Origin of the sequence: Roseateles subflavus (genome assembly GCF_030285365.1) — a bacterium.
Classification (GTDB): Bacteria; Pseudomonadota; Gammaproteobacteria; order Burkholderiales; family Burkholderiaceae_C; genus Roseateles_B; species Roseateles_B subflavus.
Map to the genome: position 1 here is coordinate 1,086,631 of NZ_JASVDS010000002.1, position 23,097 is coordinate 1,109,727.

Below are 23,097 nucleotides of genomic sequence, written 5' to 3' on the forward strand. Positions count from 1 at the left end.
GCAAAACTCGATTATGTCAAAGCCGAAACCGGCGCCTTTGCCTGCGGGAACCGTGGTCGGGGGCTACCAGATTGTCAAGAAACTGGCGGCAGGCGGCTTCGGCGTGGTCTATCTCGCTGAAGACCCTGACCACCACCTTGTTGCCGTCAAGGAGTACCTGCCTGCCTCTCTCGCCGAGCGCTCGCCGGGCGAATTGACGCCGCGCGTCAAGCCCGAGAAGCAGCCGCTCTACCGCCTGGGGCTGCGCAGCTTCTTCGAGGAAGGGCGCTCTCTCGCGCAGATTTCGCACCCCAGTGTGGTTTCGGTGCTGAATTTCCTTCGCGAGAACGAAACCGTCTACATGGTCATGAACTACCTGCAGGGGGACACCCTGCAGGACTTCATCGTGACGGCCCGCGACCTCAAGCGGGACAAGGTCTTCCGCGAATCCACCATCCGCTCGCTGTTCGACGAGATCCTCAAGGGCCTGCGCATCGTGCACCAGCACAAGATGCTGCACCTGGACATCAAGCCGGCGAACATCTTCATCACCAACGACAACAAGGCGGTGCTGCTGGACTTCGGCGCGGCCCGCGAAGTGCTTTCCAAGGAAGGCAACTTCATCCGCCCCATGTACACCCCGGGCTTTGCCGCGCCGGAGATGTACCGGCGGGATGGGTCCCTGGGTCCCTGGACCGACATCTACGCCATTGGCGCCTGCATCTACGCCTGCATGCAGGGGTATCCGCCCAATGACGCCCCCCAGCGTCTCGAAAAAGACCGCCTCAGCCTCAGCCTTTCGCGCCTGCGCAACGTGTATTCGGACAACCTCATCGAAGTCACCGAATGGTGCATGTCCCTGGACCCCCTGTCCCGCCCGCAAAGCGTGTTTGCGCTGCAGAAGGAGCTGGCACGGGAAACCGAGCGTCGCTACACGAAGCTGAGCTTCAGTGAACGCCTCAAGCTCCAGCTGGAGAACCTCAAGACCGGAGCCAAGGCGTGAAATTCGGCGTCTACCAAGTGAGTCGCCGCGGCGGTCGCGAGAAGAACGAAGACCGCATGGGCTATTGCTACACCCGCGATGCGGGCCTGTTCGTCCTGGCGGACGGCATGGGCGGGCATCCCGAGGGTGAGGTGGCGGCGCAGATGGCCCTGGTGACCGTGGCCAGCATGTTCCAGCGCGAGGCCCAGCCCGTGCTGAAGAACCCCACGCAGTTCCTGGACGACGCCGTCCAGATCGCCCACCAGCAGCTGCTGCGCTACAGCCAGGAGAAGGGCCTGCCGGACACCCCGCGGACCACCATCGTGGCCTGCGTGATGCAGCGGGGCGTCGCCTACTGGGCGCATTGCGGGGACTCGCGTCTTTACATGCTGCGCAACGGCGAGCTGATGGCCCGCACGCGTGACCACTCCTACAGCGAGCTGCAGGAGGCCCTTGGCCGCCATGCCGCCCAGGGCAGCGAGCGTTTCAACCGCAACGTGCTCTTCACCTGCCTGGGCAGCCCGGGCAAGCCGATGGTGGACATCTGCGGCCCCATTCCCCTCGAGGCCGGTGACCGCATCCTGCTGTGCTCCGACGGCCTGTGGAGCACCGTGGCGGACACCAGCATCGCCCAGTACCTCTCGGCCCGCATCATTTCCGATGCCGTGCCGGAACTGGTGGAGCAGGCGCTGCGCAATGGCGGCGCGCGCTGTGACAACGTGACCGCCCTGGCCGTGGAATGGGAGGGCGACGAACAGGAAGCCCTGGACTCCATCTCCACCGAAGGCCTGGACGAAGACTCCTTCGCCTCCACCATCCAGGCGCGCGGCGAGGCCGGCGCCGAGCTGAGCGAAGCCGAGATCGAGAACAGCGTGCGCGAGATCCAGGAAGCGATCCGCCGCGCCGGCAAGAAACAAGCCTGAAAGGTTTCCCCATGACTGCGACTTTCCGACGCGCCGACGAGCGCGCCGCGGATGCTTTGCGCCCGGTGCGCATCACCCGCCAGTACACCCGCTATGCCGAAGGCTCGGTGCTGATCGAGTTCGGCAACACCAAGGTGCTGTGCACGGCCTCCGTCGAGGAACGGGTGCCGCCGCACAAGAAGGGCTCCGGCGAGGGCTGGGTGACGGCCGAGTACGGCATGCTGCCCCGCGCCACGCACACCCGCGGTGACCGTGAAGCGGCGCGCGGCAAGCAGAGCGGCCGCACGCAGGAGATCCAGCGCCTGATCGGGCGCTCGCTGCGCTGCGTCTTTGACCTCGCCGCGCTGGGCGAGCGCACCATCCACCTCGATTGCGACGTGATCCAGGCGGACGGCGGCACCCGCACGGCCGCCATCACCGGTGCCTATGTGGCGGCTCACGACGCCGTGAGCTGGCTGCTGGCCCAGAGCAAGATCTCGCGCTCCCCGATCAAGGACGCCGTGGCCGCGATTTCCGTGGGCATCGTGGAAGGCACGCCGCTGCTGGACCTGGAATACACCGAAGACTCCGCCTGCGACACCGACATGAACGTCGTGATGACCGGCGGCGGGGGCTTCGTCGAGCTGCAGGGCACGGCGGAAGGCGCCGCGTTCAGCCGCGCCGAGATGAATGCGCTGATGGACCTGGCGGACAAGGGCATCGGCGAGCTGCTGGCAGCGCAGCGCCAGGCCCTGGGCCTGGTCTGAGCGGACAGGGCGGGGAGCGGACGATGAAGCTGGTGCTGGCCTCCAACAATGCCAAGAAGCTCAAGGAGCTGCAGGCGCTGTTCCAACCCGTGGGGCTGGCGCTCGTGACGCAGGGCGAGCTGGGCATCCCGGAAGCGGAGGAGCCGCATCCCAGCTTCGTCGAGAACGCGTTGGCCAAGGCGCGCCATGCCGCGGCGGCCAGCGGCCTGCCTGCGCTGGCGGACGACTCCGGCCTGAGCGTCGACGCCCTGGGCGGCGCGCCCGGCGTGCTGTCGGCCCGCTATGCCACGCTCTTCGGGCAGCCCAAGAGCGATGCCGACAACAACCGCGTGCTGCTCGAGCAGCTGGCGCTGGGCGCTCATGGGGCGCCGTTCACCGCGCGATTCGTCTGTGCTCTCGTGGCCGTGCGCCGTGCCGACGACCCCGAGCCGCTGGTGGCCATGGGCCGCTGGGAGGGTGAGATCCGCCGCGAGGCGGCCGGCGAGGGCGGTTTTGGCTACGATCCGCTGATGTTCATCCCGGCCCTTGGCCGGTCCGTGGCCCAGCTGGACGCGGCCGACAAGAACCGCCTGAGCCACCGCGCGCTGGCCTCTGCCAGCCTGCTGCAGCAGTTCCGCGAGGTCTGGCAGCTGCGTTGAATGTGATGGACGCCGGCCGCTGGGCGGCGCCAGGAGTCTGACCATGTCCCATCCCGACCGGCTCGTCGAGCTGATGCGCCCCGGCACGCTGAGCCTGCCGGCGCTTCCCCCGCTGTCACTCTATGTGCATCTGCCCTGGTGCCTGCGCAAGTGCCCCTACTGCGATTTCAATTCGCACGAATGGCGCAGCGACGCGGGTGGCGCCAGCCTGCCCGTGGACACCGCGCGCGCCTACCTGGCAGCACTGCGGGCTGACCTGGAGGCGGCGCTGCCGCTGATCTGGGGGCGCCCCGTGGTCAGCATCTTCATCGGCGGCGGCACGCCCAGCCTCTTCGCGCCCGAACAGATCGCCGAGCTCATCTCCGACATCCGGGCACGTCTGCCGCTCGAGGCTGGCTGCGAGATCACGCTGGAGGCCAATCCCGGCACCTTCGAGAAGGACCGCTTCCGGGGCTTCCGCGAGGCCGGCGTGACGCGGCTGTCCATCGGCGTGCAGAGCTTCGACGACGCCAAGCTCAAGCGCCTGGGGCGCGTGCATGACGGCGCGCAGTCCCGCGCGGCGGTGGCCGAGGCGGCGGAGGTGTTCGAGACCTTCAACATCGACCTGATGTACGCGCTGCCGGACCAGACCCTGGGCGAGCTGGATCAGGACCTGAGCCAGGCGCTGGCCTTCCGCCCGCCGCACCTGTCCGTCTATCACCTGACGATCGAGCCCAACACGCGCTTCGCGGTGGAGCCGCCGCCGGTGCCCGATGCCGATCTGGCCAGCGACATGCTGGACCTCATCACCGCCCGCACGGGCGCGATGGGCCTGGAACGCTACGAGGTGTCGGCCTACGCGCGCGCGGGCCACCGCTGCACGCACAACCTCAACTACTGGCAGTTCGGGGACTACCTCGGCATCGGCGCCGGCGCCCACAGCAAGCTCTCCTTCCCGCACCGCGTGCTGCGTCAGGTGCGATGGCGCGAGCCGGCGGCCTACCAGCGTGAGGCGCTTGCCGGCCGGGCGGTGTCCAACGAGCACGAGGTCAAGCGCGCCGAACTGCCCTTTGAGTTCATGCTCAACGCCCTGCGGCTCAAGGACGGCGTGGCGCTGCAGCAGTACCTGGAGCGCACCGGCTTGCCGCCGTCCAGCATCGCGCGGGCCATGGCGCAAGGGCGGGAGAAGGGCCTGCTGAGGGCCGACCCCGCCCGCATTGCCGCCACCGAACGCGGTTTCGACTTCCTGAGCGATCTGCAGGAGCTCTTCCTGGCGGCGTGACCTCGGCACCGCACCAGGCTCGTGCGGCGATCGCCGCAGCGGAAGCTTCCTGCCCGATCAGGCGGCCATCACGTAGACGCTCTGCTTCGAGTGCTTGGCATGGCGCTTGGCGTTGGCCGCGGCACTGGCGACGTCCTCGGCGCGATGCAGGGCGCCCGGGCTGATGCAAACGACGCCCAGGCTGATCGTGGTGCAGGGGTGGAAGCGCAGGTTGCCGTGGCGGTCCTCGGCCATGATGCCGCCCGCGGCGAGGGCCTCGGGGTCGAACAGGCCGCGTGCCAGCTCGTTGAAGCGGGTGCAGATCTGCTCGCAGCGCGTCTCCCAGTCATCGCTCTGGAACAGGATCACGAAGTCGTCGCCGCCCACGTGGCCGAGGAAGTCGCGCTGGCTGTCGCAGTGGCTGCTCATCACACGGGCCGCCAGGCGAATCATCTCGTCTCCGCGCCAGTAGCCGTAGAGATCGTTGTAGGGCTTGAAGTGGTTGAGATCGGCGTAGGCGGCGACGAAGCTGCGGCCGCTGCTCAGCAGGCGCCCGATGTGCTGGCTGATGGGGATGTTGCCGGGCAGGAAGGTCAGCGGATTCGCATGGCGTGCCGCCTCGATGCGTGCCTCGGTCACCGAGCGCACCAGGTGCTCGCCCGTCCCCAGGCCCAGGTAGCGTCCCTCGCGAGTGATGATGAAGCCCTCGCGCAGGTAGCGCTGGTCGGCGGAGGTGAGCACGCGGGTCAGCGCGTCCAGCCCGGTCTGGGCATCGACCGTCAGCGGCGAGGTGTTGGCGAACAGCGTGCAGGCGTGGCGACCGTAGAGGTCGTTGAAGAAGGGCTTGGCCCACCGGTTGATGAACTGGCTGCGATCGACCAGGGCCACCGGCTGCTCCTGCGCATCCAGCACCGCGACGGCCTGCTGGCTCTCGTGCTCGTTGAAGAAGCGGTAGAGCTGCTCGTGCGTCGTTGCCTGGCTGACGGCCGGCAGCTGCTGGGCCAGGTGGTCCGCGGTGATGCCCGGGCCGCCCGCGCGGCGCAGCTCGGGCAGCACGGCGATGTCGGCGCTGACCAGCACCGCACGGGCACCGGCCGGCAGCTCGCGCGCGCCGGCCTCGCTCGGCCGGCCCAGCAGCCATCCCTGTCCGTACGACACGCCCAGGTCCCGCAGCACGCGCAGCTCCTCGGCCTGCTCGATGCCTTCGGCCACGAGCTGCGCGCCGAAGGTCTCGGCCAGTTGCAGCAGGGCGCGGAAGGTCTGCAGTTTCTCGGCATGCGCGGGCAGGTGCTGGGTGAAGTATTTGTCGATCTTCACCAGATTGGGCTGGATCTCGGACCACAGGCGCAGGCTGGAGCGCCCGTCGCCGAAGTCGTCCAGGGCGATGCCCACGCCCAGCCGGCGCAGGCGCACGAGGCCGCGGCGCAGGCTGTCGATGTCGTGCACGCGCTCGTGCTCGGTGAGCTCCACGACGATGTCGGACGGCGTGATGCCATAGCGCTCGCACAGCCCGAGGCCGCGCTGCCAGTGCTGGTCGCTCAGGGCCAGGCTCAAGGCGCCGGCGGAGATGTTGATGAAGAGCTTGCCCGGCAGGCGCGCCTGCGCCCAGTCGCGCATGGCCAGCAGGGCGCAGCGCACCTCCAACTCGACGCTCAGTCCCTCGCGCCGCCCGGCCTCGAACAGGGCGTCGGGAAACTCCAGGGGCGAGCCCTCGGGGCCTCGGACCAGGGCCTCATGGCCGTGGATGCTGCTGCAGTCGAGGGCGGCGATGGGCTGGAACAGGGTGCGCAATTGCTCGCCGTCGATCAGGTCGCGGACGCGCAGGGCCGGGGGAACCGGACGTAGAAGGGGGAGGGCCGCTGGCATGCCCGGCACTGTGGCCGGCCTCCGTGACAGGGCGACGACGCCGATCCCGCGCTGATGCGAAAGGAGCCTCGCCGTGACAAAGTTGGCGCCCGGCACCCGCGCACGGCGGGTGCGGCGGGGGTCACACCCGGTTGGTCGAGAAGCCGGCGGTGCTGCGCAGCCGCTCGATGAGGCGGGGCGCGATCTGGCTGAGCGGCAGGATCTCGTCCGCCGCACCGGCATTGATGGCCTCGCGCGGCATGCCGAAGACCACGCAGGTGGCCTCGTCCTGCACGAAGTTGTAGGAGCCGGCGTCCTTCATGACCTTCATGGCGCGGGCGCCGTCGGCTCCCATGCCTGTCAGCATGATGCCCAGGGCGTTCGGCCCGACGACACGGGCGGCGGAGCTGAACAGCACCTCGACCGACGGCTTGTGCCGGTTGACGGGCTCGCCGTCCTGCACGCGGGCAATGTAGTTTGCGCCCGAGCGTTCCACGCTCAGGTGCATGCCGCCCGGGGCGATGTAACCATGGCCGGGCAGGATGCGCTCGCCGTCCTGCGCTTCCTTCACTCGGATCTTGCACAGGCCGTCCAGCCGCGCGGCGTAGCTCTTGGTGAAGCCCGGCGGCATGTGCTGCGTGATGACGACGGCCGGGCTGTCGGGCGGCAGGTTGACCAGCACGTCCTTGGTGGCCTCGGTGCCGCCCGTGGAGGCGCCGATGAAGATGATCTTCTCCGTCGACAGCCGCCCGATGTTGGCGATGGTGACGGGCTTGGGCGCCACCGGCGCCTCGCCCGGCGCCGCGGCGGGCGCGGGGGCATGGTGGCGCCGGATGTGGGCCTTGGAAGCCACGCGGATCTTGTCGGTGATGTCCTGGGCCAGCAGGCGGATGCCGTCAGCCACGCCGATCTTGGGCTTGGCCACGAAGTCGATCGCGCCGAGCTCGAGCGCCTTGAGCGTCACCTCGGCGCCGCGCTCGGTCAGCGTGGACACCATCACCACCGGCATCGGCCGCAGGCGCATGAGGCGGGACAGGAAGTCCAGTCCGTCCATCTTGGGCATCTCGACGTCCAGCGTGATGACGTCGGGATCAAGGTTGCGGATCATCTCGCGGGCCGCGAGCGGGTCGGCGGCCGCGCCGATGCATTCCATGTCCGGCTGGCGGTTGATGATCTCGGTGAGGATGCTGCGCACCAGTGCGGAGTCATCGACCACCACGACTTTGGTCTTGGCCATTGCTCTTTCCCTCGTTGCGCGTCAGAACAGGTCGATGGAACCGCCGGTGGCGACCACGGGCTGGGCCTTCTGGGCGGCGGCGCGATCTTGCTGCAGCAGGGCGTCGGTGTTGGTGGGGGCGAGGCGCTTGACCATGGCCTTGCCGCTGTGGGGCAGGAAGCAGACCTTGCGGGGATAGACGTCCATCACGTCCTTCGAAACCACGGGAATGCGTTCCAGCTTGAGGTAGTCCAGCACGAAGTTGGTGTTGCGCTCACCGACGTTGATGGTGTTCATCCCGCTGATGACGGCGCCGCCGCCAAAGATCTTGGCTTCCATGCGGCCCTTGGACGCGCCGCGCTTCATCATCTCGTTGATCAGCAGTTCCATGGCGAAGGAGCCGTAGCGTCCCGAGTCCCCGGCACCCTCGGGCAGCATGAAGTGGTTCATGCCGCCGACCTGCGCGTGGCGGTCCCACAGGCAGGCCGCGATGCAGGAGCCCAGCGTGGTCATGACCAGCAGGTCTTCCGTGTCGACGAAGTACTCGCCGGGCAGGACCTTCACGGCGGCATTCTTGAAGTGCGCGTCGTAGAAGAAGAAGGACGCCTCGCCCTGCTTGCGGGGCACGGCTTTCAGCTGGGCCACACGCGCGGCGCCAACGCCGCTGGCCTGCAGGGCGCTGACGGCTGAGGTGGGGGAGGGCGTGCTCATGATGGTGTCTCGGCCAGAGGGCTCAGGAAGATGGAGGGGCGGGCCGGTGCCCGGCTCAGACGCGCTCGTAGATGGTCTTGCCGCGCAGTCGGAACAGGTCCTTGGATTCGGTGAAGTTCTCGGAGTGGCCGACGAAGAGCAGGCCCTGCGGACGCATCACCTTGTGGATGCGCTCCAGCACCTTGCGCTGCGTCGGGGCGTCGAAATAGATCATCACGTTGCGGCAGAAGACGATCTGGAAAGGCTCGCCCAGCTGCCACTGCGCATTCATCAGGTTCAGTGTCTTGAAGTCGATCCAGCGCTGCAACTCCGGCTTGACGCGGATGCGGCCCTCGTTGGCGCCCGTGCCGCGCATGAAGAAGTTCTTGAGGCGCGCCTGGGACAGCCCGCGCGAATCGGCGTTGTAGACGCCGCGGCGCGCGGTGTTGAGCACGTTGGTGTCGATGTCGCTGGCGACGATCTGCACCTGCGCATTGCTGCCGAGGGCCTCGGAGCAGGTCATGGCGATGGAGTAGGGCTCCTCGCCCGTCGAGGCGGCGCAGCACCAGATGCGCACGGGCTTGCCGGCCAGCGGCCTGAGGTCGTCCAGCAGCGCGTGGAAGTGGTGTTCTTCCCGGAAGAAGGAGGTCAGGTTGGTCGTCAGACAGTTGACGAACTCCTGCCATTCCTGCTCGCTCTGCGCGCCGGTGGTGGATTCCAGCCACTGGAGGTAGTTGGCGAAGGAGGTGTGCCCGGTGTCGCGCAGGCGGCGGGACAGCCGGCTGTAAACCATGGCGTGCTTGCCGTCGTGCAGGCTGATCCCTGCATGCTGGTAGATCAGCTGGCGCACCCGATCGAAATCGCTGCGACTGAAACTGAACTCGTGGTCCACGGACTCGGCAACGGGGGACGCTGGCAGGGTGGGCCGCATGGATATTGCTCGCTGCTCCTGGTTTATCGGCAAGGCCTTCTGAGGGGCCTGTCGAGTCGATTCTCGGGTGTTTTCCAGTATCTGTGAGCCCGCCGTGGCAAGAATGTAAAAACTAGGCAGGGAGAACTGGTCATTTCGTGCCAGTTTGCGCACTTGGGCGCTGATAGACTGCCCTCGCATCCTCAGGGGACGCTCTTGCCTTCCAGTTCAAGCCGCACACTCATCGACGTCCAGGACCTGCGCCTGGAGCCCGCGCTGCAATTGCTGCAGCAGGCTGGCGCCATGCTGCCGGACACCGAGCCCCACAGCGCCAACTGGCTGCAGGCCGTGATGGACGCCTTGTGCGACCTCTCCAGCAAGGATGCGCTCACCGGCCTGGTCAACCGCCGCAGCTTCGAGATGGCGATGTCGCGGGAGGTCGATCGCGTCGCCCGCTCCGGCGAACCGGCGCTGCTGCTGATCCTGGACATCGATCACTTCAAGGCCGTCAACGACACCCATGGCCACGCCGCCGGCGACCTCGTCATCCAGGCCGTGGCCAAGGCCCTCATGCAGACGGTGCGCCCCATGGACACCGTGGCGCGGGTCGGCGGCGAGGAATTCGCCATCATCCTGCCGAACTGCCCGGCGACCTTCGGCGTCACGGTGGCGGAACGCATCCGCGAGCAGGTGGAGGCCTTGTCGATCCAGGCCACGCCGGCACTGTCGCTCCATATCACGGTCAGCCTTGGCGGGGCCTTTGCGCCGCAATGGGTGAGGTCCTCGGCCTTGCTGTGGATGGAGCGCGCCGACCGCCAGCTGTACCGGGCCAAGGCGGAGGGGCGCAACCGCGCCTGCCTGGAAGCGCAGCCCGACTCCCTGGTCAGCGCCGATGAAAAAAGCATGTTGTTTGCCCTAACGCAACAGGAAAGCGAATGAGTACCACCCCAGCGCCTGCTGCATCTCCCGCCCGGCCCAGCCGCGGTGGCGCCCGGACCCTGGCCGTCACCAGCGGCAAGGGCGGCGTCGGCAAGACCTTCGTCACTGCCAACCTCGCCGCCGCGCTGGCGGCCCGGGGGCAGCGCGTGCTCGTGCTGGACGCCGACCTGGGTCTGGCCAACCTGGATGTGGTGCTGAACCTGCATCCCAAGATCACGCTGCATGACGTCTTCACCGAGAAGGCGACCCTGGAGCAGGCCATCCTGCCGGCCCCTGGCGGCTTCCACGTGCTGCTCGCCGGCTCGGGCATGGTCGAGTATTCCCGGCTGACGCCCGAGGTTCGCGAGAAGCTCCTGCACATCATCGAGCTGGTGAAGCCCCGCTTCGACTGGGTCCTGCTGGACACGGGGGCTGGCATCTCCGACGTGGTGCTCTATTCGGTGTCGTTGGCCACCGACGTGCTGGTGGTGGCCACCCCCGAGCCGACCTCGCTGACGGACGCCTACGCCACTATCAAGGTGCTGGCCACCCAGCAGGACCGCCGGCATGTCGGCCTGGTGCTCAACCAGGCCTCGCGGCCGGGCGAGGGCAAGCTGATCTGCGGCCAGCTGCAGCAGGTCCTGCAGCGCTTCGTCAGCTCGGCGCCCGGCCAGGGCTTCAAGCTCGAGCTGCTGGGAGAGGTGAAGGCCGACGTTGCTGTGCGCCAGGCCGTGCTGAAGCGGCAGCTGCTGCTGGAACACTTCCCGGGCAGCGATGCCGCCCAGTCCATCAAGGCCCTCGCCAACCGCCTGCTGGGCTGAAGTCCGCGCCCAGGAGGCGCACCGCCCGCCAGGCGGAGGTGGCTGTGCCCGGCGTCCCTGTGGCCGCGCTGCTAAGCTGGCGGCATGACTGACCAGGCTGACAACAAGGCGGCGCCGCGCAGCGCCTATGAATGGGTCGGCGGCGAGGATGCCGTGCGTGCCCTGGTGGATCGCTTCTACGACCTCATGGACCTCGAGCCGGCCTATGCCGAGCTGCGTGCCCTGCATCCCACCGACATGGCCGGATCCCGGGACAAGCTGTTCTGGTTCCTGTGCGGCTGGCTGGGCGGCCCCGACCACTTCGTCGAGCGCTTTGGCCACCCTCGGCTGCGAGCGCGGCACATGCCCTTTCGCATCGGCATCCGCGAGCGGGACCAGTGGATGGCCTGCATGCGCCAGGCCATGACGGAGCTGGCACTCGACCCCTCCCTGCAGACCCGCCTGGACGAGGCCTTCATGGGCACCGCGGACTGGATGCGCAATATCGGCGGCTGAAGGGCCCCCGCCAGCCCGGGCGCGGACGCTCGAAGCACGAGACCCATGAAAAAGACGCCGAGGGGGCGAGCCCACCTCGGCGTCCGTTCGTCCGGGTGTCGGCGGCGGCTTACTGGATGTTGAACACGAATTCCTGCTCGAAGGCCTGGCTGCCGCGGCACTGGTAGGCCCCCAGCGCGGTCTGGACGGCGTTCTGCAGGGCGCGCCGGCTGCGCGCGTCCATGCCGCCGGTGACGTTGAGGAACTGCACCTCCGCCACGCGGCCGGCCACCAGGTGCGCCTGCACGCGGAAGCTGGCACGGCCGCTCCAGGTCACCGCAGGGACCTCCGGCATGGTCATGACGTCACAGACGGCCTCGGCGCGCAGCGGGCCGGCCGTGGGCGTGGCGCCAACGTCCCGGGTGCCCGGGATGCCCACGGTACCGCCCGTGCCGGGGCCGTCCACGGGTTTGCTGTGGGTCGCGGGATCGACGGTGATGGGCGAGACCGGCATGTCGATCCGCACTTCGGTCGGGGGCACCACCGGCGTGATCACCGGGACGAACTCCACGGGGTGCGTCACCGGCGGCGGTGGCTCCACCGTGCGAGGCTTGTCCGGCATCTCGATGAGCGTGACCGGTGGCGTTTCCTTCTTGGTGAAGTGCGTGGTCAGGCCGGCGGCCAGGCCCCAGATGATGAAGGCATGGGTCACGATGACCAGGCCGATGCCCTTGGCGCTTCGCTTCGGGAGTTCGAGTGAATGCAAGTCGCTCATGTGCGGTCCTCTCATGGCTGTCTGTGGAATGAGAACTACACGGTGACACCGTCCCGGGCGCCTGTCTGACGGACCGCCGGGAGTCGCCCGTCGGGTGTGCCGCAGGATCAGACTAACGAGATGGCCGCACGGGCGTCAATCGGGAATGCGCCGCAAGGCGGGAGTGTCGTGAGCCCATCACAAGTGGGGGGACTGCAAGCTGGCGTTCAGCTGTGAAGCGGATGCTCGATGGCTTCGATCCGCGGCCTCAATCCGCGGCCTCAATCCGCGGCATCGTTCCGGCGGCTCAGGGGCTGTTGAGCAGCACCATCAGCGCACCTGCGCCGCCATCGCTCGGGCGGGCCTGGACGAAGGCCAGGACTTCCTGCTTCTGCACGAGCCAGCGCCGCACCCGGGTCTTGAGCACGGGTTCGCGCCCGGGAGAGCCGTTGCCCTTGCCATGGACCACTCGCACGCAGCGCATGCCGCGCCGCGCGCTGTCGTGGATGAAGGTGCCGATGGCCTCGCGGGCCTGGTCGCGCCGCAGGCCGTGCAGGTCGATCTGCGCCTGCAGGGCCCAATGACCCCGGCGGAGCTTGCGCACGACCTCGAGGCTGACCTCGGGGCGGCGGAAGGACAGTGTCTCGTCCGTCTCGAGGAGGGACTCGACATCGAAATCGTCCGACAGCGCCTGCCGCAGGACGGCCTGCTCGTCGAGCTCACGCTGCCGTGGCTCGGGCAGTGGCGGGGCGCCGGCGAGGATCACCCGCCCGGTGTCGGGCAGCGGCGTCACCGGGCCGACGCTCAGCTCGAAGATGCGGGCCTCCCGCTCCATCAGCCGCCGCTGGGCGGCCTCGCGTTCGCGGCGGGCTTCCTCCTCGCGCTGGCGCCGCTGCAGCTCCTGGTGCATCGGGCCGAGGTCCTGCAGGCTGCGCAGGGCGGGGGTGTCGGGTTTGCGTCGCATGTCAGATGAGCCCTCGTTCGGCCATGGACACGCTGTGGCCCGCGGCCACGACGATGTGGTCCAGCACCCGTACTTCCACCAGCGCCAGCGACTGCAGGAGGCGCTGGGTGAGCAGCTCGTCCGCCCGGGAGGGCTCGGCGACGCCCGAGGGGTGGTTGTGGGCCAGGATCACCGCGGCGGCCCCGAGCGCGAGGGCGTGCTTGACGATCTCGCGGGGGTAGACGCTGGTCTGGGTGAGGGTGCCGTGAAAGAGGGTTTCCATGCGGATGAGGCGATGCTGGGCATCCAGAAAGAGCACGGCGAAGGCTTCGTGATCGAGGTGGGCGAGTTGCAGCTGCAAATAGGCCTTGACGGCTTCGGGGGCATCGAAGCTGGCACTGCGCTGCAAACGCGACTGCAGGGTGCGCCGGGCAATTTCCAGCACGGCCGCCAGTTTGGCACGACGGGCGGGGCCGAGGCCGCGGGCGCTGCGCATGTCCTCGTGGCGCGCCTGCATCAGCCCCGCGAGACCGCCGAAGTGGTCGAGAAGCTCCTGGGCGAGCATCAGCACCGGCTTGCCCTTGAGCCCGGTTCCGAGGAGCAGGGCCAGCAGCTCGGCGTCGCCGAGGGCGGACGGCCCCCGGGAGAGCAGCTTTTCGCGGGGTCTTGCGGAGGCGGGCAGGTCATGCAGCATGGGGGATCCGGCTTGCGTTAGGCCAAAGGTGCGGCCAAAGGAATGGAGCGGAAAGTCGGCAAGCGCGGGGCGGCATTGTCGTCCAGCCTAAAATCCGCCCCAGCGACAAAGAAACCGGCCTGGGCGCCGGGACAGCATGAACCTCATCCAACAAGGGTCGTTTTTAACCCTGCACTACCGCCTTGCCGGTCCGGACGGCGCTGACATCGTCAATACCTTTGACGACAAGCCGGCCACCCTGTCCCTGGGCGCCGGCCAGCTGGCGCCGGCCATCGAGGCGCGCCTGATCGGCCTGGCCGAAGGGGCGCACACCCGTTTCGAGCTGGCCGCGGGCGAAGCCTTCGGCGAACGCAATCCGGAGATGCTGCAGCGCGTCAAGCTGACGCTGCTGCAGGAGCTGGGCGACCCGGACCAGACCTACTCGGTCGGTGACGTCGTCGAGTTCCCCACGCCGGATGGCACCGGGCGCTACGCCGGTCTCGTGCGCGAGGTCGGCGAGGACTGGCTGCTCTTTGACTTCAACCATCCGCTGGCCGGCCAGCCGGTGAGCTTCGAAGTCCAGATCATCGGGGTGCTGTGATGGGTGAACAGGATCTCCGCACCCTGGGCGAAGTGCTGCTGGCCGAGCCCCGTGGCTTCTGTGCCGGCGTGGACCGTGCCATCGAGATCGTCGAGCGTGCGCTGCAGAAGTTCGGGGCACCGATCTACGTGCGCCACGAGATCGTGCACAACACCTTCGTCGTCAATGACCTCAAGGCCAAGGGCGCCATCTTCATCGAGGACCTGGCGGACGTGCCGCCCGGTGCCACGCTGATCTTCAGCGCCCACGGCGTGAGCCAGGCCGTGCGTCAGGAGGCGGCGCAGCGCGGTTTCCAGGTCTACGACGCGACCTGCCCGCTGGTCACCAAGGTGCACGTCGAGGTGGCCAAGCTCCACCGCGAGGGCTACGAGTTCATCATGATCGGCCACAAGGGGCATCCGGAGGTCGAAGGCACCATGGGCCAGCTGAGCGACGGCATCTACCTCGTGGAGGAGGCCGCCGACGTGCCCCACGTCCGCGTGAAGGACCCGAGCCGTCTGGCGGTGGTGACCCAGACGACGCTCAGCGTGGATGACGCCGCCGAGATCCTGGCTGCGGTGAAGCAGCACTTCCCGCAGGTGCGCGAGCCCAAGAAGCAGGACATCTGCTACGCCACACAGAACCGCCAGGATGCCGTCAAGCTGCTGGCGCCGCAGGTCGACGTGGTGATCGTCGTGGGCAGCCCCACCAGCTCCAACAGCAACCGCCTGCGGGAGCTGGCCGAGCGCCTGGGCACCCCGGCCTACATGGTCGATGGCGCCGAGGACTTGCAGGCCACCTGGTTCGAAGGCCGCCAGTGCGTGGGCCTGACGGCCGGCGCGTCGGCGCCCGACGTGCTGGTGCAGGCCGTGATCGCCCGCCTGCGTGCGCTGGGGGCGACCACCGTGCGCAGCCTGCCGGGCGTGGAGGAGCACGTGCGCTTCCCTCTGCCGCTGGGCCTGGGCGACAAGTCCATGGCCGAGCACGCCGCGTCCCGATCTTGACGCTGGCCGCTCTCTGACGGCCCCACGGCCCCTTTTCCCGCGGACGCGGCCGAGCCGGCCCGTCCGCTGCCTAGAATTCCCTCCCTGAGACGAGGACCCCCATGCTTGACCTGACCCTGCTGCGCAAGGACCTGGACGCCGTGATCGCGCGTCTGCAGAGCCGCAAGAATCCCCAGACCTTCCTGGACGTCGAACGCTTCAAGGCCCTGGAGGCCGAGCGCAAGGCTGTGCAGACCCGCACCGAGGAGCTGCAGGCGCGCCGCAATGCGCTGTCCAAGCAGATCGGCATGAAGAAGGGCAAGGGCGAGGACGCCTCGGCCGAGATGGCGGAGGTGGGCGGCATCGGCGACGAGCAGAAGGCCGGCGCCGAGCGCCTGGACGCCATTCAGCAGGAACTGCACGCCATGCTGATGAGCGTGCCCAACCTGCCGCATGAGTCGGTGCCCTCCGGTGCCGACGAGACCGGCAACGTGGAAGTGCGCCGCTGGGGCACGCCCAAGACCTTCGACTTCGAGCTGAAGGACCACGTCGACCTGGGCGCTCCCCTGGGCCTGGACTTCGAGACCGGCGCCAAGCTGAGCGGCTCGCGCTTCACGTTCCTGAAGGGCCCGGCGGCCCGCCTGCATCGCGCCCTGGCGCAGTTCATGCTGGACGTGCAGACCACGGAGCACGGCTACACCGAGTGCTACACGCCCTACATCGTGAACCGCGAGGTGCTCGAGGGCACCGGCCAGCTGCCCAAGTTCAAGGAGGACATGTTCTGGGTGCTGCGTGGCGGTGATGACGAAGCCGCGGAGCAGTACCTGATCTCGACCTCGGAGATCTCGCTGACCAACACGGTGCGCGAGCAGGTGCTGGACGCCGCCCAGCTGCCCATCAAGCTGACCGCCCACAGCCCCTGCTTCCGCTCCGAGGCGGGCAGTGCCGGCCGTGACACCCGCGGCCTGATCCGCCAGCATCAGTTCGACAAGGTCGAGATGGTGCAGATCGTCCATCCCGAGAAGAGCTACGAGGCGCTGGACGAGATGGTGGGCCACGCCGAGGCCATCCTGCAGAAGCTGGGCCTGCCGTACCGCGTGATGAGCCTGTGCACGGGCGACATGGGCTTCGGTGCCAGCAAGACCTTCGACCTGGAGGTGTGGGTGCCGGCGCAGGGCGTGTACCGCGAGATCAGCTCCTGCTCGAACTGCGAGGCCTTCCAGGCCCGCCGCATGCAGGCCCGCTTCAAGAATGCGCAGGGCAAGAACGAGCTGGTCCACACGCTGAACGGCTCCGGCCTGGCCGTGGGCCGCACGCTGGTCGCCGTCCTGGAGAACTACCAGAACGCCGACGGCAGCATCACGGTGCCCGAGGCGCTGCGTCCCTACCTGGGCGGCCTGGCGGTCCTGAAGGGCTGATAGAGCGCAGGGCGGAATATTTTTCGCCCGTCGAGCACGAAATGCTTGGCGGTTGAAAAATTGACGCTATACTAGCTGGCTTACTCGCTAACAACCACGCGAGCACCGAATCAGGAGAGGTGGCAGAGTGGTTGAATGTACCTGACTCGAAATCAGGCGTACGTGAATAACGTACCGAGGGTTCGAATCCCTCCCTCTCCGCCAGAATGCCTTGTCGATCAAGGACCTAGAAGCCAGCCTCGTGCTGGCTTTTTTGCGTTCCGGCCAGCGTGTCCGAAATCCCTGTCCGATACCCCCTGTCCGACACCTGTTTCGATCGCCGATGCCGGCATTGCTGATCCGCTCGGGTCGGGGCGGCGTGCGCGCCCTCGCATCGGGAGATGCTGAGGTTGCACATTCCCGGTATCGCCAGGATGGCACGAGCGCGCGACCTCCCACCTTTGGGGGCCCCCGAAAGAGCCCGCCTGTCCGGACCCGCCAGGGAGGACAGTCGCAATCGCGGCCCGACACCCGGGCTGTGACGGAGCGGGTCATGCATTTCAAGGAAGTCGATTTCGGGAACTACCGGATCTATGCCGGTGCCATCGAACGTACACGCGCCTACGGCTATGTGGCCGCGGTCGTGGTGATGCGGCTGGAGCAGGGGCGGCCTCGGCAGGAGGTCTTCCGGGACGAGAACATGGCGGGCGGATATGGCTGGCCCTCGCCGGCGGAGGCCTTGCGCCATGCGGTGAAGGAGGGCCAGCGCGCCGTGTCCACGAAGTCACTGCAGCGCCCCTACGGCATGCTGGTCGCCTGAGCCGCACGGTCCAAAGGCTCGGGCGTGGGCCGCGCCGTGCCGGATGCCGCGCTGCACTCGAGGGACGCCCGGCGGCGAGGCGCACACCTGGCCCTGCCTGCGACGCTCGAGCGGGCGCGGCGGCGAGGCGCATTTCAGAGTCGCCATACCGTCACTCATCGCCTGTTTGGCCCTGGCGGCTTGGTGAGGGCGGGGCGGGCGGCTATCGTCTCGCCCCATGCGATCGGAGAAGACGTCCCCCCTGCCCATGCCCAGCCATGCCGAGGCGCGCCGTGCGTTCTTCTCCGAGCTGAATCCGCGCCGCGTGGGGGTCGCCCTGGCCCTGGGTGGCGTGGCGGCGGGTTTTCTCAATTCCATCTTCATCACGCCATTCCCGGTCCTGCTCGGCCGGACGCTGTTCGTCGCCATCCTGGCGCTGATGGCCTTCCTGGCCGCCGGGCAGTGGCCGCGACGCCTGCCGCGCTGGATCGAGCGCTGGCTGCTGCAGGTGATGGTGGTGGTGCTGGCCGTACCGGTGGGGACGGCCATCGTCTACCTGGCCGCCGTCGGGGGGGATGTCGACCGCCTGCTGCAGAGCGAAGGGCGCATCCTCGGCTTCCAGTGGATCGTGGGCTCCGGGCTGCTGCTCGGACCGCTGATCGCGCTGGGGGCGCTGTATCGCCAGCGGGACGCCGAGGCGCGTTCGCAGGCGCTGGGCTTCGAACTGGAGCGCAGCGAGCTGGAGCGGCAGGCACTCGACGTCCGGCTGCGGTTGCTGCAGGCCCAGGTCGAGCCGCATTTCCTGTTCAACACGCTGGCCAATGTGCGGGCGCTGGTCGAGACCGGCTCGCCGCAGGCCGCGCCGGTGCTGCACAGTCTCATCGCCTACCTGCGTGCCGCCATGCCGCGCCTGCACGACGAGCTGGCCACGCTGGGCGACGAGCTCGGGCTCGTCCGTGCCTACCTGGACCTCATGCACCTGCGCATGCCGGACCGCCTGCGCTTCACCCTCGACGTGCCGGCGGAGCTGCACAGCCTGCGCTTCCCGCCGATGGCGCTGCTGACGCTGGTGGAGAACGCCGTGCGCCATGGTATCGACCCCAGCGAGGAGGGCGGCGGCATCGTGATCGGCGGTGAGCGCCAGGGGGCTCGCGTCGTGCTGTGGGTGAGTGACACGGGCGTCGGGCTGGCGCAGTCCATGGGCACCGGCACCGGCTTGCGCAACCTCCGGGAGCGCCTGCAGGTCTTCTACGGCCCGGGCGCCTCGCTGGATTTGGCCGAGAATGAGCCGCACGGCCTGCGCGCCCAGATCCAGTTCAATCCATGATTGCCGCCACCGCCCTCATCGCCGACGACGAACCCCTGCTGCGGGAGAGCCTCAGCCGCGCGCTGACGCAGCTCTGGCCCTCTCTGGAGATCGTCGCCACGGCACGCAACGGCCGCGAGGCCGTCGAGCTGTTCGAGATCCACGCCCCCGACATCGTCTTCCTGGACGTCCACATGCCCGGCGTCAACGGGGTCGAGGCGGCGCGGCAGATCGGGCGGCGCACCCACCTGGTCTTCGTCACCGCCTACGAACAGTACGCGGTCCAGGCCTTCGAGCAGGGGGCGCTGGACTATGTCGTCAAGCCGGTGGATCCGTCGCGGCTCGAGGACACCGTCGAGCGGCTGCAGGAGCGCCTGCGCCAGCAGCGTGCGGGGCAGCTGCCGGCCGGCGGCGCGGAGGGCCTGGGCGCGATGATCGAGCAGCTCGCGCAGCGCCTGGCCCAGGAAACGCAGACCCCGGGCGCGGGCGGCCGTTCAGGCGCGCCGGCCGGGCGCTATCTGCAGTGGATCCGCGCCTCGGTGGGCAGCACGCTGCGTCTGATTCCCGTCGACCAGATCCTCTTCATGCGCTCCGACGAGAAGTACACGCTGGTGGTCTGGGACGAAGGCGAAGCGCTCATCCGCACGCCGATCCGCGAGCTCATCGAGCAGCTGGATCCCCAGCACTTTGTCCAGGTGCACCGCTCCGTCGTGGTCAATCTGCATGCGATCAGCCACGTGACCCGCGGGCCCAATGAGACCGCGGACCTGCACCTGAAGAAGCGCAGCGAGATCCTGCCGGTCAGCCGAAGCTATCTGCACCTCTTCCGGCAGATGTGACCGGGGCGGCGTCGCCGCTCAACGCGGCACCGACTTGCCCTCCACCACGACCGTCTCCAGGCGCCAGATCACGGGCGTCTGGCCTTCCGGCGTGAAAAACACGGCATCGACGATGCCGGCCACGGCCAGGAGCAGCAGGGCGACGAGCAGCGCCGTGTGCAGGCCGCTGTCGGAGAAGGTGTGCAGGGACTGGGTGGTCATGACGGGCTCCCTTCCTGCGTGGGCTCATGCAGGAGCTCCACAAATCTAGGTCATCGCCCGGCCCGCTTCCAGCCGGGGCCGCGTCGATCGGCCATGAAAAACGCGACCCGTGGGTCGCGTTCTCGAGGGACAGGCCGTGCCCGCGGGAAGGGGGCCTCGGCCGACAGCCGTCAGATCGGCTCGGTGCGGGTCATCAGCCAGGCCAGGGCCGGGCCCTGCACGAGCGGGCTCAGGCGGCGGCGCACGTCGGCGTGGTAGCGGTTGAGCCATTCCGTCTCTTCGGCGTTGAGCAGGCCGGGCTCGATGCAGCGGGTGTCGATGGGGCACAGCGTCAGCGTCTCGAAGGCCAGCATGTCGCCGAAGGCGCCGTTCTCCTGCGTGCGCAGCGGCACGTTCAGCACCAGGTTCTCGATGCGCACGCCCCACTGGCCCGGGCGGTAGAGGCCCGGCTCGATGGAGGTGATCATCCCGACCTCCATGGCCATGTTCGGATCGGGCATGGCCTTGGAGATGTTCTGCGGGCCCTCGTGGACGTTCATGAAGTAGCCCACGCCGTGGCCGGTGCCATGGCCGTAGTCGAGGCCCTGCGCCCACAGCGGCGCGCGGGCGATGGCGTCGAGCATCGGGCCCAGCGTGCCGCGCGGGAAGGCGGTGCGCGAGAGGGCGATGGTGCCCTTGAGCACCAGCGTGTAGTCCCGCTTCTGCGCCGCGCTCACCTCGCCGATGGGCCAGACGCGGGTGATGTCGGTGGTGCCGCCCAGGTACTGGCCGCCGGAGTCGATCAGCAGCAGGCCGTTGCCCTCGATCACGGCGTGGGCGGCAGGCGTGGCGCGGTAGTGGGGCAGGGCGCCATTGGCGTTGAAGCCGGCGATGGTGGAGAAGCTCAGGCCCACGAAGCCCGGGCGCTTGGCCCGCTCGGCGCTGAGGCGCTCGTCGATGGTGAGCTCGGTGATGCGCTCGCGGCCCAGCGCCTGCTCGAACCAGGCGTAGAACTCGCACATGGCGGCGCCGTCCTGCTCCATGCATTCGCGCACGAAGGCCGCCTCGGCCTCGGTCTTGCGGCTCTTGAAGAGCGTGCTGGGGTTGATGGCCTCGATCACCGGGCAGGCGGCGGGCACGGCCTCGCGCAGGCCCAGCGTCACGCGGCGCGGGTCCATCAGCACGACGGCGCCGGCCGGCAGTGCCCCCAGGGCGCCGGCGGCGTCCTCGTAGCGACGCAGCTGCACGCCGTCGGCGGCCAGGCGGGCAGCGATGTCCGCCGGGATCTTGCCGTCGGCAATGAAGATCGAGGCCTGCGAGGCGTCCAGCAGGGCATGGGCGATGAAGACGGGGTTGCACTCCACATCGCTGCCGCGCAGGTTGAAGAGCCAGGCCACGTCATCGACGCTGGAGATGAAGTGGTGGCTGGCGCCGTGGCGGGCCATGGCGGCACGGACGTCCGCCAGCTTGGCGGCTCGGCTCACGGTCGCCTGCGGTGCGGCATGCTCGTAGACGGGCGCCGTGGGCAGGCCGGGGCGGTCGGCCCACACGGCCTGGAGCAGGTCGCGACCCGTGGCGAGCTGCACGCCCTTGGCGCCCAGCACCGTGCGGATCTGCTGAGCCAGACCCAGGCCCAGCACCTGGCCATCCACCGCCAGCGTCTGGCCGGGCTGCAGGGCGTTGGCGATCCAGTGCATGAAGTCCGGCGAGACCGCACTCATGACCTTGACCAGCTCGATGCCGGACCCGGCGAGCTCGACCTCGGCCTGCGTCCAGTAGCGGCTGTCGGCGAACAGCGCGGCGCGTTCCAGGCCGATCACCAGCGTGGCCACCGAGCCGGTGAAGCCCGACAGCCACTGGCGCGCCTGCCAGCGCTCCGGCAGGTATTCCGAGAGATGCGGGTCGGCCGAGGGCACCAGCAGGGCGTGGGCGCCGGCAGCGCGGAGCTCGTCTCGAACGCGCGCGAGGCGCAGGCTGATCTCGGAAGTGCGGGTGTCCATGGCTGTCTCCGAAGGGCGGGGCCGGCGTCATGGGCCGGCCCTTGAGGGCGCTGAAAAACGGGGCGATGGCGCGCAGGTCTTGCGCGCCATCAAAGCCCTGCATTCTAGAGATATGCCAGAACCGGTCCGTTCGTCAGGGTTCGTCAGGGGCGAACAGCCCTTCGTCGCCCCGCAAGGCGTGCTGGGCGGTGTCGCCGGGCGTTCAGCGCAGCGCCTGCTGCAGGGCGTTCGTCACCAGGGCGGTGTCGTCCCACATGAGGAAGTGGTAGCCGGCGGCGCTCATGCGCAGGTCCAGCTGCGCCAGGCCCTGGTACTGCCGCTCGAAGAGGGCCCGGGTGCTGGCCTCGGTGCTGCCCATGCGGGCGTAGGCGGCCCAGGAGCCAAGCACGGTCGTCGGCACCTGGATGCGCGGCAGCTGCGGGCGCAGGTCCTGCGTCCAGAGCTCGTACATGGCGTTCGCGGTGGTCTTGCGGTCGCTCTGCAGGCCCCACTGCACGATGGTCTCGATGCGCTCCGGGCCGTGTGCCATCGTGGCAGCCATGGGCGCCAGCTGCGCGCGCAGCTGCTCCGGGGTCGACGGCTGCTGCATGCCGGCGCGCATGGCCTCGGCCATGGGGCGGACGCTGTCCGACGTGGCGGCCGGGTTCTGGATGCCGGCGAAGAAGGGCAGGCTGTCGACGATGACCAGACGCTTGACCGGCGTGTCGGCTTCGCTGGCCATCATGAGCGCCAGCGCGCCGCCCAGGCTGTGACCGACGACGGTGGCCCCTTGCGGCGCCTCCCGCCGCAGGAGGGCCATCAGCTGCGCCTTGCTGGTCTCGAGGAACTGCGCCGAGAAGGCCTCGCTGGCCGGCTGGCCGGCGAACCCGGGCAGCTGGACCATCAGGCAGCGCACGCCGGGCTGCAGGCGCTCGCAGGTCTCGTCCCAGACGCTGGCGGCGCTGTTGAGGCCGGGGATCATCAGCAGCGGCTTGCCTTCGCCGCGCACCGTGAGGCGCAGGGCTGCCGGCGCGGCCTCCGTGCTCATGGCGGCAGGGGCGGCGGCCGGCGTCGCGGCTTCGGCCGTGCGGGTGCTCAGGCCGCTCACGAGGCCGGCGACCGTCATGGTGATGCTGATCAGCAGGGGCAGGGACTTGTTCTTCATGGTGCGCTCCTTCCTTGGGGGGGTGAGCGCACTGTGCCGCGCAGGCGGCCTGAAGGCCCCGCCCATGCGGCGAATGGCCAGCCGGGCGGATCAGTGGCAAGCACGGCCGGCGAATGG

General features: G+C 68.8%; 24 protein-coding genes and 1 tRNA gene. 15 read left to right on the forward strand and 10 right to left on the reverse strand.

All coding sequences use genetic code 11. From position 1 onward, the window contains the following. Nucleotides 1–13: 13 nt before the first annotated feature. From QRD43_RS10625 to hemW, 5 genes are read left to right on the forward strand one after another with little or no spacing between them, the layout of a single operon-like run. A complete protein-coding gene (locus tag QRD43_RS10625) occupies nucleotides 14–982 on the forward strand; it encodes a serine/threonine protein kinase (protein WP_183102784.1) in 969 nt (322 codons plus the stop codon). Continuing rightward, entirely contained in the window at nucleotides 979–1,884 is a 906-nt protein-coding gene (locus QRD43_RS10630) for a PP2C family protein-serine/threonine phosphatase (RefSeq protein ID WP_285982433.1), read from the forward strand. Before QRD43_RS10625 ends, QRD43_RS10630 begins: the two co-directional genes overlap by 4 nt. 11 nt (nucleotides 1,885–1,895) lie before the next feature. Continuing rightward, nucleotides 1,896–2,630, forward strand: a complete 735-nt coding sequence (gene rph / locus QRD43_RS10635; protein ID WP_285982434.1) for a ribonuclease PH — start codon at nucleotides 1,896–1,898, stop codon at nucleotides 2,628–2,630. A 23-nt stretch (nucleotides 2,631–2,653) separates the two neighbouring features. Then, nucleotides 2,654–3,268: a non-canonical purine NTP pyrophosphatase gene (locus QRD43_RS10640; RefSeq protein WP_285982435.1), complete on the forward strand. Its 615-nt coding sequence runs from the start codon at nucleotides 2,654–2,656 to the stop codon at nucleotides 3,266–3,268. 43 nt (nucleotides 3,269–3,311) lie between these two features. After that, nucleotides 3,312–4,529: a radical SAM family heme chaperone HemW gene (gene hemW, locus QRD43_RS10645; RefSeq protein WP_285982436.1), complete on the forward strand. Its 1,218-nt coding sequence runs from the start codon at nucleotides 3,312–3,314 to the stop codon at nucleotides 4,527–4,529. Between the two features lie 57 nt (nucleotides 4,530–4,586). Here the strand turns inward: hemW and QRD43_RS10650 are convergent, their stop codons facing one another. The 4 genes from QRD43_RS10650 to QRD43_RS10665 all read right to left on the reverse strand — a co-directional run bounded on the left by QRD43_RS10650 (nucleotide 4,587) and on the right by QRD43_RS10665 (nucleotide 9,190). Then, entirely contained in the window at nucleotides 4,587–6,374 is a 1,788-nt protein-coding gene (locus QRD43_RS10650) for a GGDEF domain-containing protein (protein ID WP_285982437.1), read from the reverse strand. 121 nt (nucleotides 6,375–6,495) lie between these two features. Next, entirely contained in the window at nucleotides 6,496–7,590 is a 1,095-nt protein-coding gene (locus tag QRD43_RS10655) for a protein-glutamate methylesterase/protein-glutamine glutaminase (protein WP_285982438.1), read from the reverse strand. Between the two features lie 21 nt (nucleotides 7,591–7,611). Beyond that, the gene (cheD, locus tag QRD43_RS10660) at nucleotides 7,612–8,280 is read right to left on the reverse strand and encodes a chemoreceptor glutamine deamidase CheD (RefSeq protein WP_285982439.1); all 669 of its coding nucleotides are present in this window, start codon (nucleotides 8,278–8,280) and stop codon (nucleotides 7,612–7,614) included. Nucleotides 8,281–8,335: 55 nt separating this feature from the next. Then, complete coding sequence (locus tag QRD43_RS10665; protein ID WP_285982440.1) at nucleotides 8,336–9,190, reverse strand: CheR family methyltransferase; 855 nt, start codon at nucleotides 9,188–9,190, stop codon at nucleotides 8,336–8,338. A gap of 195 nt (nucleotides 9,191–9,385) precedes the next feature. Here QRD43_RS10665 and QRD43_RS10670 point away from each other — a divergent pair, with 195 nt between their 5' ends. From QRD43_RS10670 to QRD43_RS10680, 3 genes are all read left to right on the forward strand, one after another. Continuing rightward, nucleotides 9,386–10,108: a GGDEF domain-containing protein gene (locus QRD43_RS10670; protein WP_285982441.1), complete on the forward strand. Its 723-nt coding sequence runs from the start codon at nucleotides 9,386–9,388 to the stop codon at nucleotides 10,106–10,108. Further along, nucleotides 10,105–10,908 carry a MinD/ParA family protein gene (locus tag QRD43_RS10675; RefSeq protein ID WP_285982442.1) on the forward strand — a complete coding sequence of 268 codons (804 nt, stop codon included), beginning with the start codon at nucleotides 10,105–10,107 and terminating at the stop codon, nucleotides 10,906–10,908. The genes QRD43_RS10670 and QRD43_RS10675 overlap by 4 nt, the downstream gene beginning before the upstream one ends. Nucleotides 10,909–10,992: 84 nt before the next feature. After that, on the forward strand, nucleotides 10,993–11,403 hold the full coding sequence (locus QRD43_RS10680) for a group II truncated hemoglobin (protein ID WP_285982443.1): 411 nt from the start codon (nucleotides 10,993–10,995) through the stop codon (nucleotides 11,401–11,403). Between the two features lie 109 nt (nucleotides 11,404–11,512). Here QRD43_RS10680 and QRD43_RS10685 read toward each other — a convergent pair whose 3' ends face one another. The 3 genes from QRD43_RS10685 to radC form a co-directional block, all read right to left on the reverse strand. Next, nucleotides 11,513–12,157: a hypothetical protein gene (locus tag QRD43_RS10685; RefSeq protein WP_285982444.1), complete on the reverse strand. Its 645-nt coding sequence runs from the start codon at nucleotides 12,155–12,157 to the stop codon at nucleotides 11,513–11,515. Nucleotides 12,158–12,443: 286 nt separating this feature from the next. Next, nucleotides 12,444–13,100, reverse strand: coding sequence for a Smr/MutS family protein (locus QRD43_RS10690; protein ID WP_285982445.1), 657 nt, complete (start codon nucleotides 13,098–13,100; stop codon nucleotides 12,444–12,446). A gap of 1 nt (nucleotide 13,101) precedes the next feature. Next, nucleotides 13,102–13,773, reverse strand: coding sequence for a RadC family protein (gene radC / locus QRD43_RS10695; RefSeq protein WP_285982446.1), 672 nt, complete (start codon nucleotides 13,771–13,773; stop codon nucleotides 13,102–13,104). Between the two features lie 136 nt (nucleotides 13,774–13,909). On the opposite strand from radC, the gene QRD43_RS10700 reads away from it, so the two are divergent. The 7 genes from QRD43_RS10700 (at nucleotide 13,910) to QRD43_RS10730 (ending at nucleotide 19,656) form a co-directional block, all read left to right on the forward strand. Further along, on the forward strand, nucleotides 13,910–14,353 hold the full coding sequence (locus QRD43_RS10700) for an FKBP-type peptidyl-prolyl cis-trans isomerase (protein ID WP_285982447.1): 444 nt from the start codon (nucleotides 13,910–13,912) through the stop codon (nucleotides 14,351–14,353). After that, nucleotides 14,353–15,336, forward strand: coding sequence for a 4-hydroxy-3-methylbut-2-enyl diphosphate reductase (gene ispH / locus QRD43_RS10705; protein WP_285982448.1), 984 nt, complete (start codon nucleotides 14,353–14,355; stop codon nucleotides 15,334–15,336). Before QRD43_RS10700 ends, ispH begins: the two co-directional genes overlap by 1 nt. Before the next feature lie 101 nt (nucleotides 15,337–15,437). Next, the gene (serS, locus tag QRD43_RS10710) at nucleotides 15,438–16,733 is read left to right on the forward strand and encodes a serine--tRNA ligase (RefSeq protein ID WP_285982449.1); all 1,296 of its coding nucleotides are present in this window, start codon (nucleotides 15,438–15,440) and stop codon (nucleotides 16,731–16,733) included. Nucleotides 16,734–16,846: 113 nt separating this feature from the next. After that, a tRNA-Ser gene (locus tag QRD43_RS10715) sits at nucleotides 16,847–16,937 on the forward strand. A gap of 328 nt (nucleotides 16,938–17,265) precedes the next feature. Beyond that, entirely contained in the window at nucleotides 17,266–17,532 is a 267-nt protein-coding gene (locus tag QRD43_RS10720; RefSeq protein ID WP_285982450.1) for a hypothetical protein, read from the forward strand. A gap of 247 nt (nucleotides 17,533–17,779) precedes the next feature. Next, on the forward strand, nucleotides 17,780–18,838 hold the full coding sequence (locus QRD43_RS10725) for a sensor histidine kinase (RefSeq protein ID WP_285982451.1): 1,059 nt from the start codon (nucleotides 17,780–17,782) through the stop codon (nucleotides 18,836–18,838). Next, the gene (locus QRD43_RS10730) at nucleotides 18,835–19,656 is read left to right on the forward strand and encodes a LytR/AlgR family response regulator transcription factor (RefSeq protein WP_285982452.1); all 822 of its coding nucleotides are present in this window, start codon (nucleotides 18,835–18,837) and stop codon (nucleotides 19,654–19,656) included. The genes QRD43_RS10725 and QRD43_RS10730 overlap by 4 nt, the downstream gene beginning before the upstream one ends. A gap of 18 nt (nucleotides 19,657–19,674) precedes the next feature. On the opposite strand, the gene QRD43_RS10735 is transcribed toward QRD43_RS10730, so the two are convergent. From QRD43_RS10735 to QRD43_RS10745, 3 genes are all read right to left on the reverse strand, one after another. After that, complete coding sequence (locus QRD43_RS10735; RefSeq protein WP_285982453.1) at nucleotides 19,675–19,857, reverse strand: hypothetical protein; 183 nt, start codon at nucleotides 19,855–19,857, stop codon at nucleotides 19,675–19,677. A gap of 170 nt (nucleotides 19,858–20,027) precedes the next feature. Continuing rightward, nucleotides 20,028–21,836 (reverse strand): aminopeptidase P family protein, encoded by a 1,809-nt coding sequence (locus QRD43_RS10740; protein WP_285982454.1) that lies wholly within the window; start codon nucleotides 21,834–21,836, stop codon nucleotides 20,028–20,030. A gap of 202 nt (nucleotides 21,837–22,038) precedes the next feature. Continuing rightward, the gene (locus QRD43_RS10745; protein WP_285982455.1) at nucleotides 22,039–22,980 is read right to left on the reverse strand and encodes an alpha/beta fold hydrolase; all 942 of its coding nucleotides are present in this window, start codon (nucleotides 22,978–22,980) and stop codon (nucleotides 22,039–22,041) included. Between the last annotated feature and the right edge of the window lie 117 nt (nucleotides 22,981–23,097).

Excerpts from the sequence above, each read along its gene's own strand:
- QRD43_RS10625 (WP_183102784.1), top strand. The coding sequence starts at position 14 with ATGTCAAAGCCGAAACCGGCGCCTTTGCCTGCGGGAACCGTGGTCGGG.
- rph (WP_285982434.1), top strand. The coding sequence starts at position 1,896 with ATGACTGCGACTTTCCGACGCGCCGACGAGCGCGCCGCGGATGCTTTG.
- QRD43_RS10640 (WP_285982435.1), top strand. The coding sequence starts at position 2,654 with ATGAAGCTGGTGCTGGCCTCCAACAATGCCAAGAAGCTCAAGGAGCTG.
- hemW (WP_285982436.1), top strand. The coding sequence starts at position 3,312 with ATGTCCCATCCCGACCGGCTCGTCGAGCTGATGCGCCCCGGCACGCTG.
- QRD43_RS10650 (WP_285982437.1), bottom strand. The coding sequence starts at position 6,374 with ATGCCAGCGGCCCTCCCCCTTCTACGTCCGGTTCCCCCGGCCCTGCGC.
- QRD43_RS10655 (WP_285982438.1), bottom strand. The coding sequence starts at position 7,590 with ATGGCCAAGACCAAAGTCGTGGTGGTCGATGACTCCGCACTGGTGCGC.
- cheD (WP_285982439.1), bottom strand. The coding sequence starts at position 8,280 with ATGAGCACGCCCTCCCCCACCTCAGCCGTCAGCGCCCTGCAGGCCAGC.
- QRD43_RS10665 (WP_285982440.1), bottom strand. The coding sequence starts at position 9,190 with ATGCGGCCCACCCTGCCAGCGTCCCCCGTTGCCGAGTCCGTGGACCAC.
- QRD43_RS10675 (WP_285982442.1), top strand. The coding sequence starts at position 10,105 with ATGAGTACCACCCCAGCGCCTGCTGCATCTCCCGCCCGGCCCAGCCGC.
- QRD43_RS10680 (WP_285982443.1), top strand. The coding sequence starts at position 10,993 with ATGACTGACCAGGCTGACAACAAGGCGGCGCCGCGCAGCGCCTATGAA.
- QRD43_RS10685 (WP_285982444.1), bottom strand. The coding sequence starts at position 12,157 with ATGAGCGACTTGCATTCACTCGAACTCCCGAAGCGAAGCGCCAAGGGC.
- QRD43_RS10690 (WP_285982445.1), bottom strand. The coding sequence starts at position 13,100 with ATGCGACGCAAACCCGACACCCCCGCCCTGCGCAGCCTGCAGGACCTC.
- radC (WP_285982446.1), bottom strand. The coding sequence starts at position 13,773 with ATGCTGCATGACCTGCCCGCCTCCGCAAGACCCCGCGAAAAGCTGCTC.
- QRD43_RS10700 (WP_285982447.1), top strand. The coding sequence starts at position 13,910 with ATGAACCTCATCCAACAAGGGTCGTTTTTAACCCTGCACTACCGCCTT.
- ispH (WP_285982448.1), top strand. The coding sequence starts at position 14,353 with ATGGGTGAACAGGATCTCCGCACCCTGGGCGAAGTGCTGCTGGCCGAG.
- serS (WP_285982449.1), top strand. The coding sequence starts at position 15,438 with ATGCTTGACCTGACCCTGCTGCGCAAGGACCTGGACGCCGTGATCGCG.
- QRD43_RS10720 (WP_285982450.1), top strand. The coding sequence starts at position 17,266 with ATGCATTTCAAGGAAGTCGATTTCGGGAACTACCGGATCTATGCCGGT.
- QRD43_RS10725 (WP_285982451.1), top strand. The coding sequence starts at position 17,780 with ATGCCCAGCCATGCCGAGGCGCGCCGTGCGTTCTTCTCCGAGCTGAAT.
- QRD43_RS10730 (WP_285982452.1), top strand. The coding sequence starts at position 18,835 with ATGATTGCCGCCACCGCCCTCATCGCCGACGACGAACCCCTGCTGCGG.
- QRD43_RS10735 (WP_285982453.1), bottom strand. The coding sequence starts at position 19,857 with ATGACCACCCAGTCCCTGCACACCTTCTCCGACAGCGGCCTGCACACG.
- QRD43_RS10740 (WP_285982454.1), bottom strand. The coding sequence starts at position 21,836 with ATGGACACCCGCACTTCCGAGATCAGCCTGCGCCTCGCGCGCGTTCGA.
- QRD43_RS10745 (WP_285982455.1), bottom strand. The coding sequence starts at position 22,980 with ATGAAGAACAAGTCCCTGCCCCTGCTGATCAGCATCACCATGACGGTC.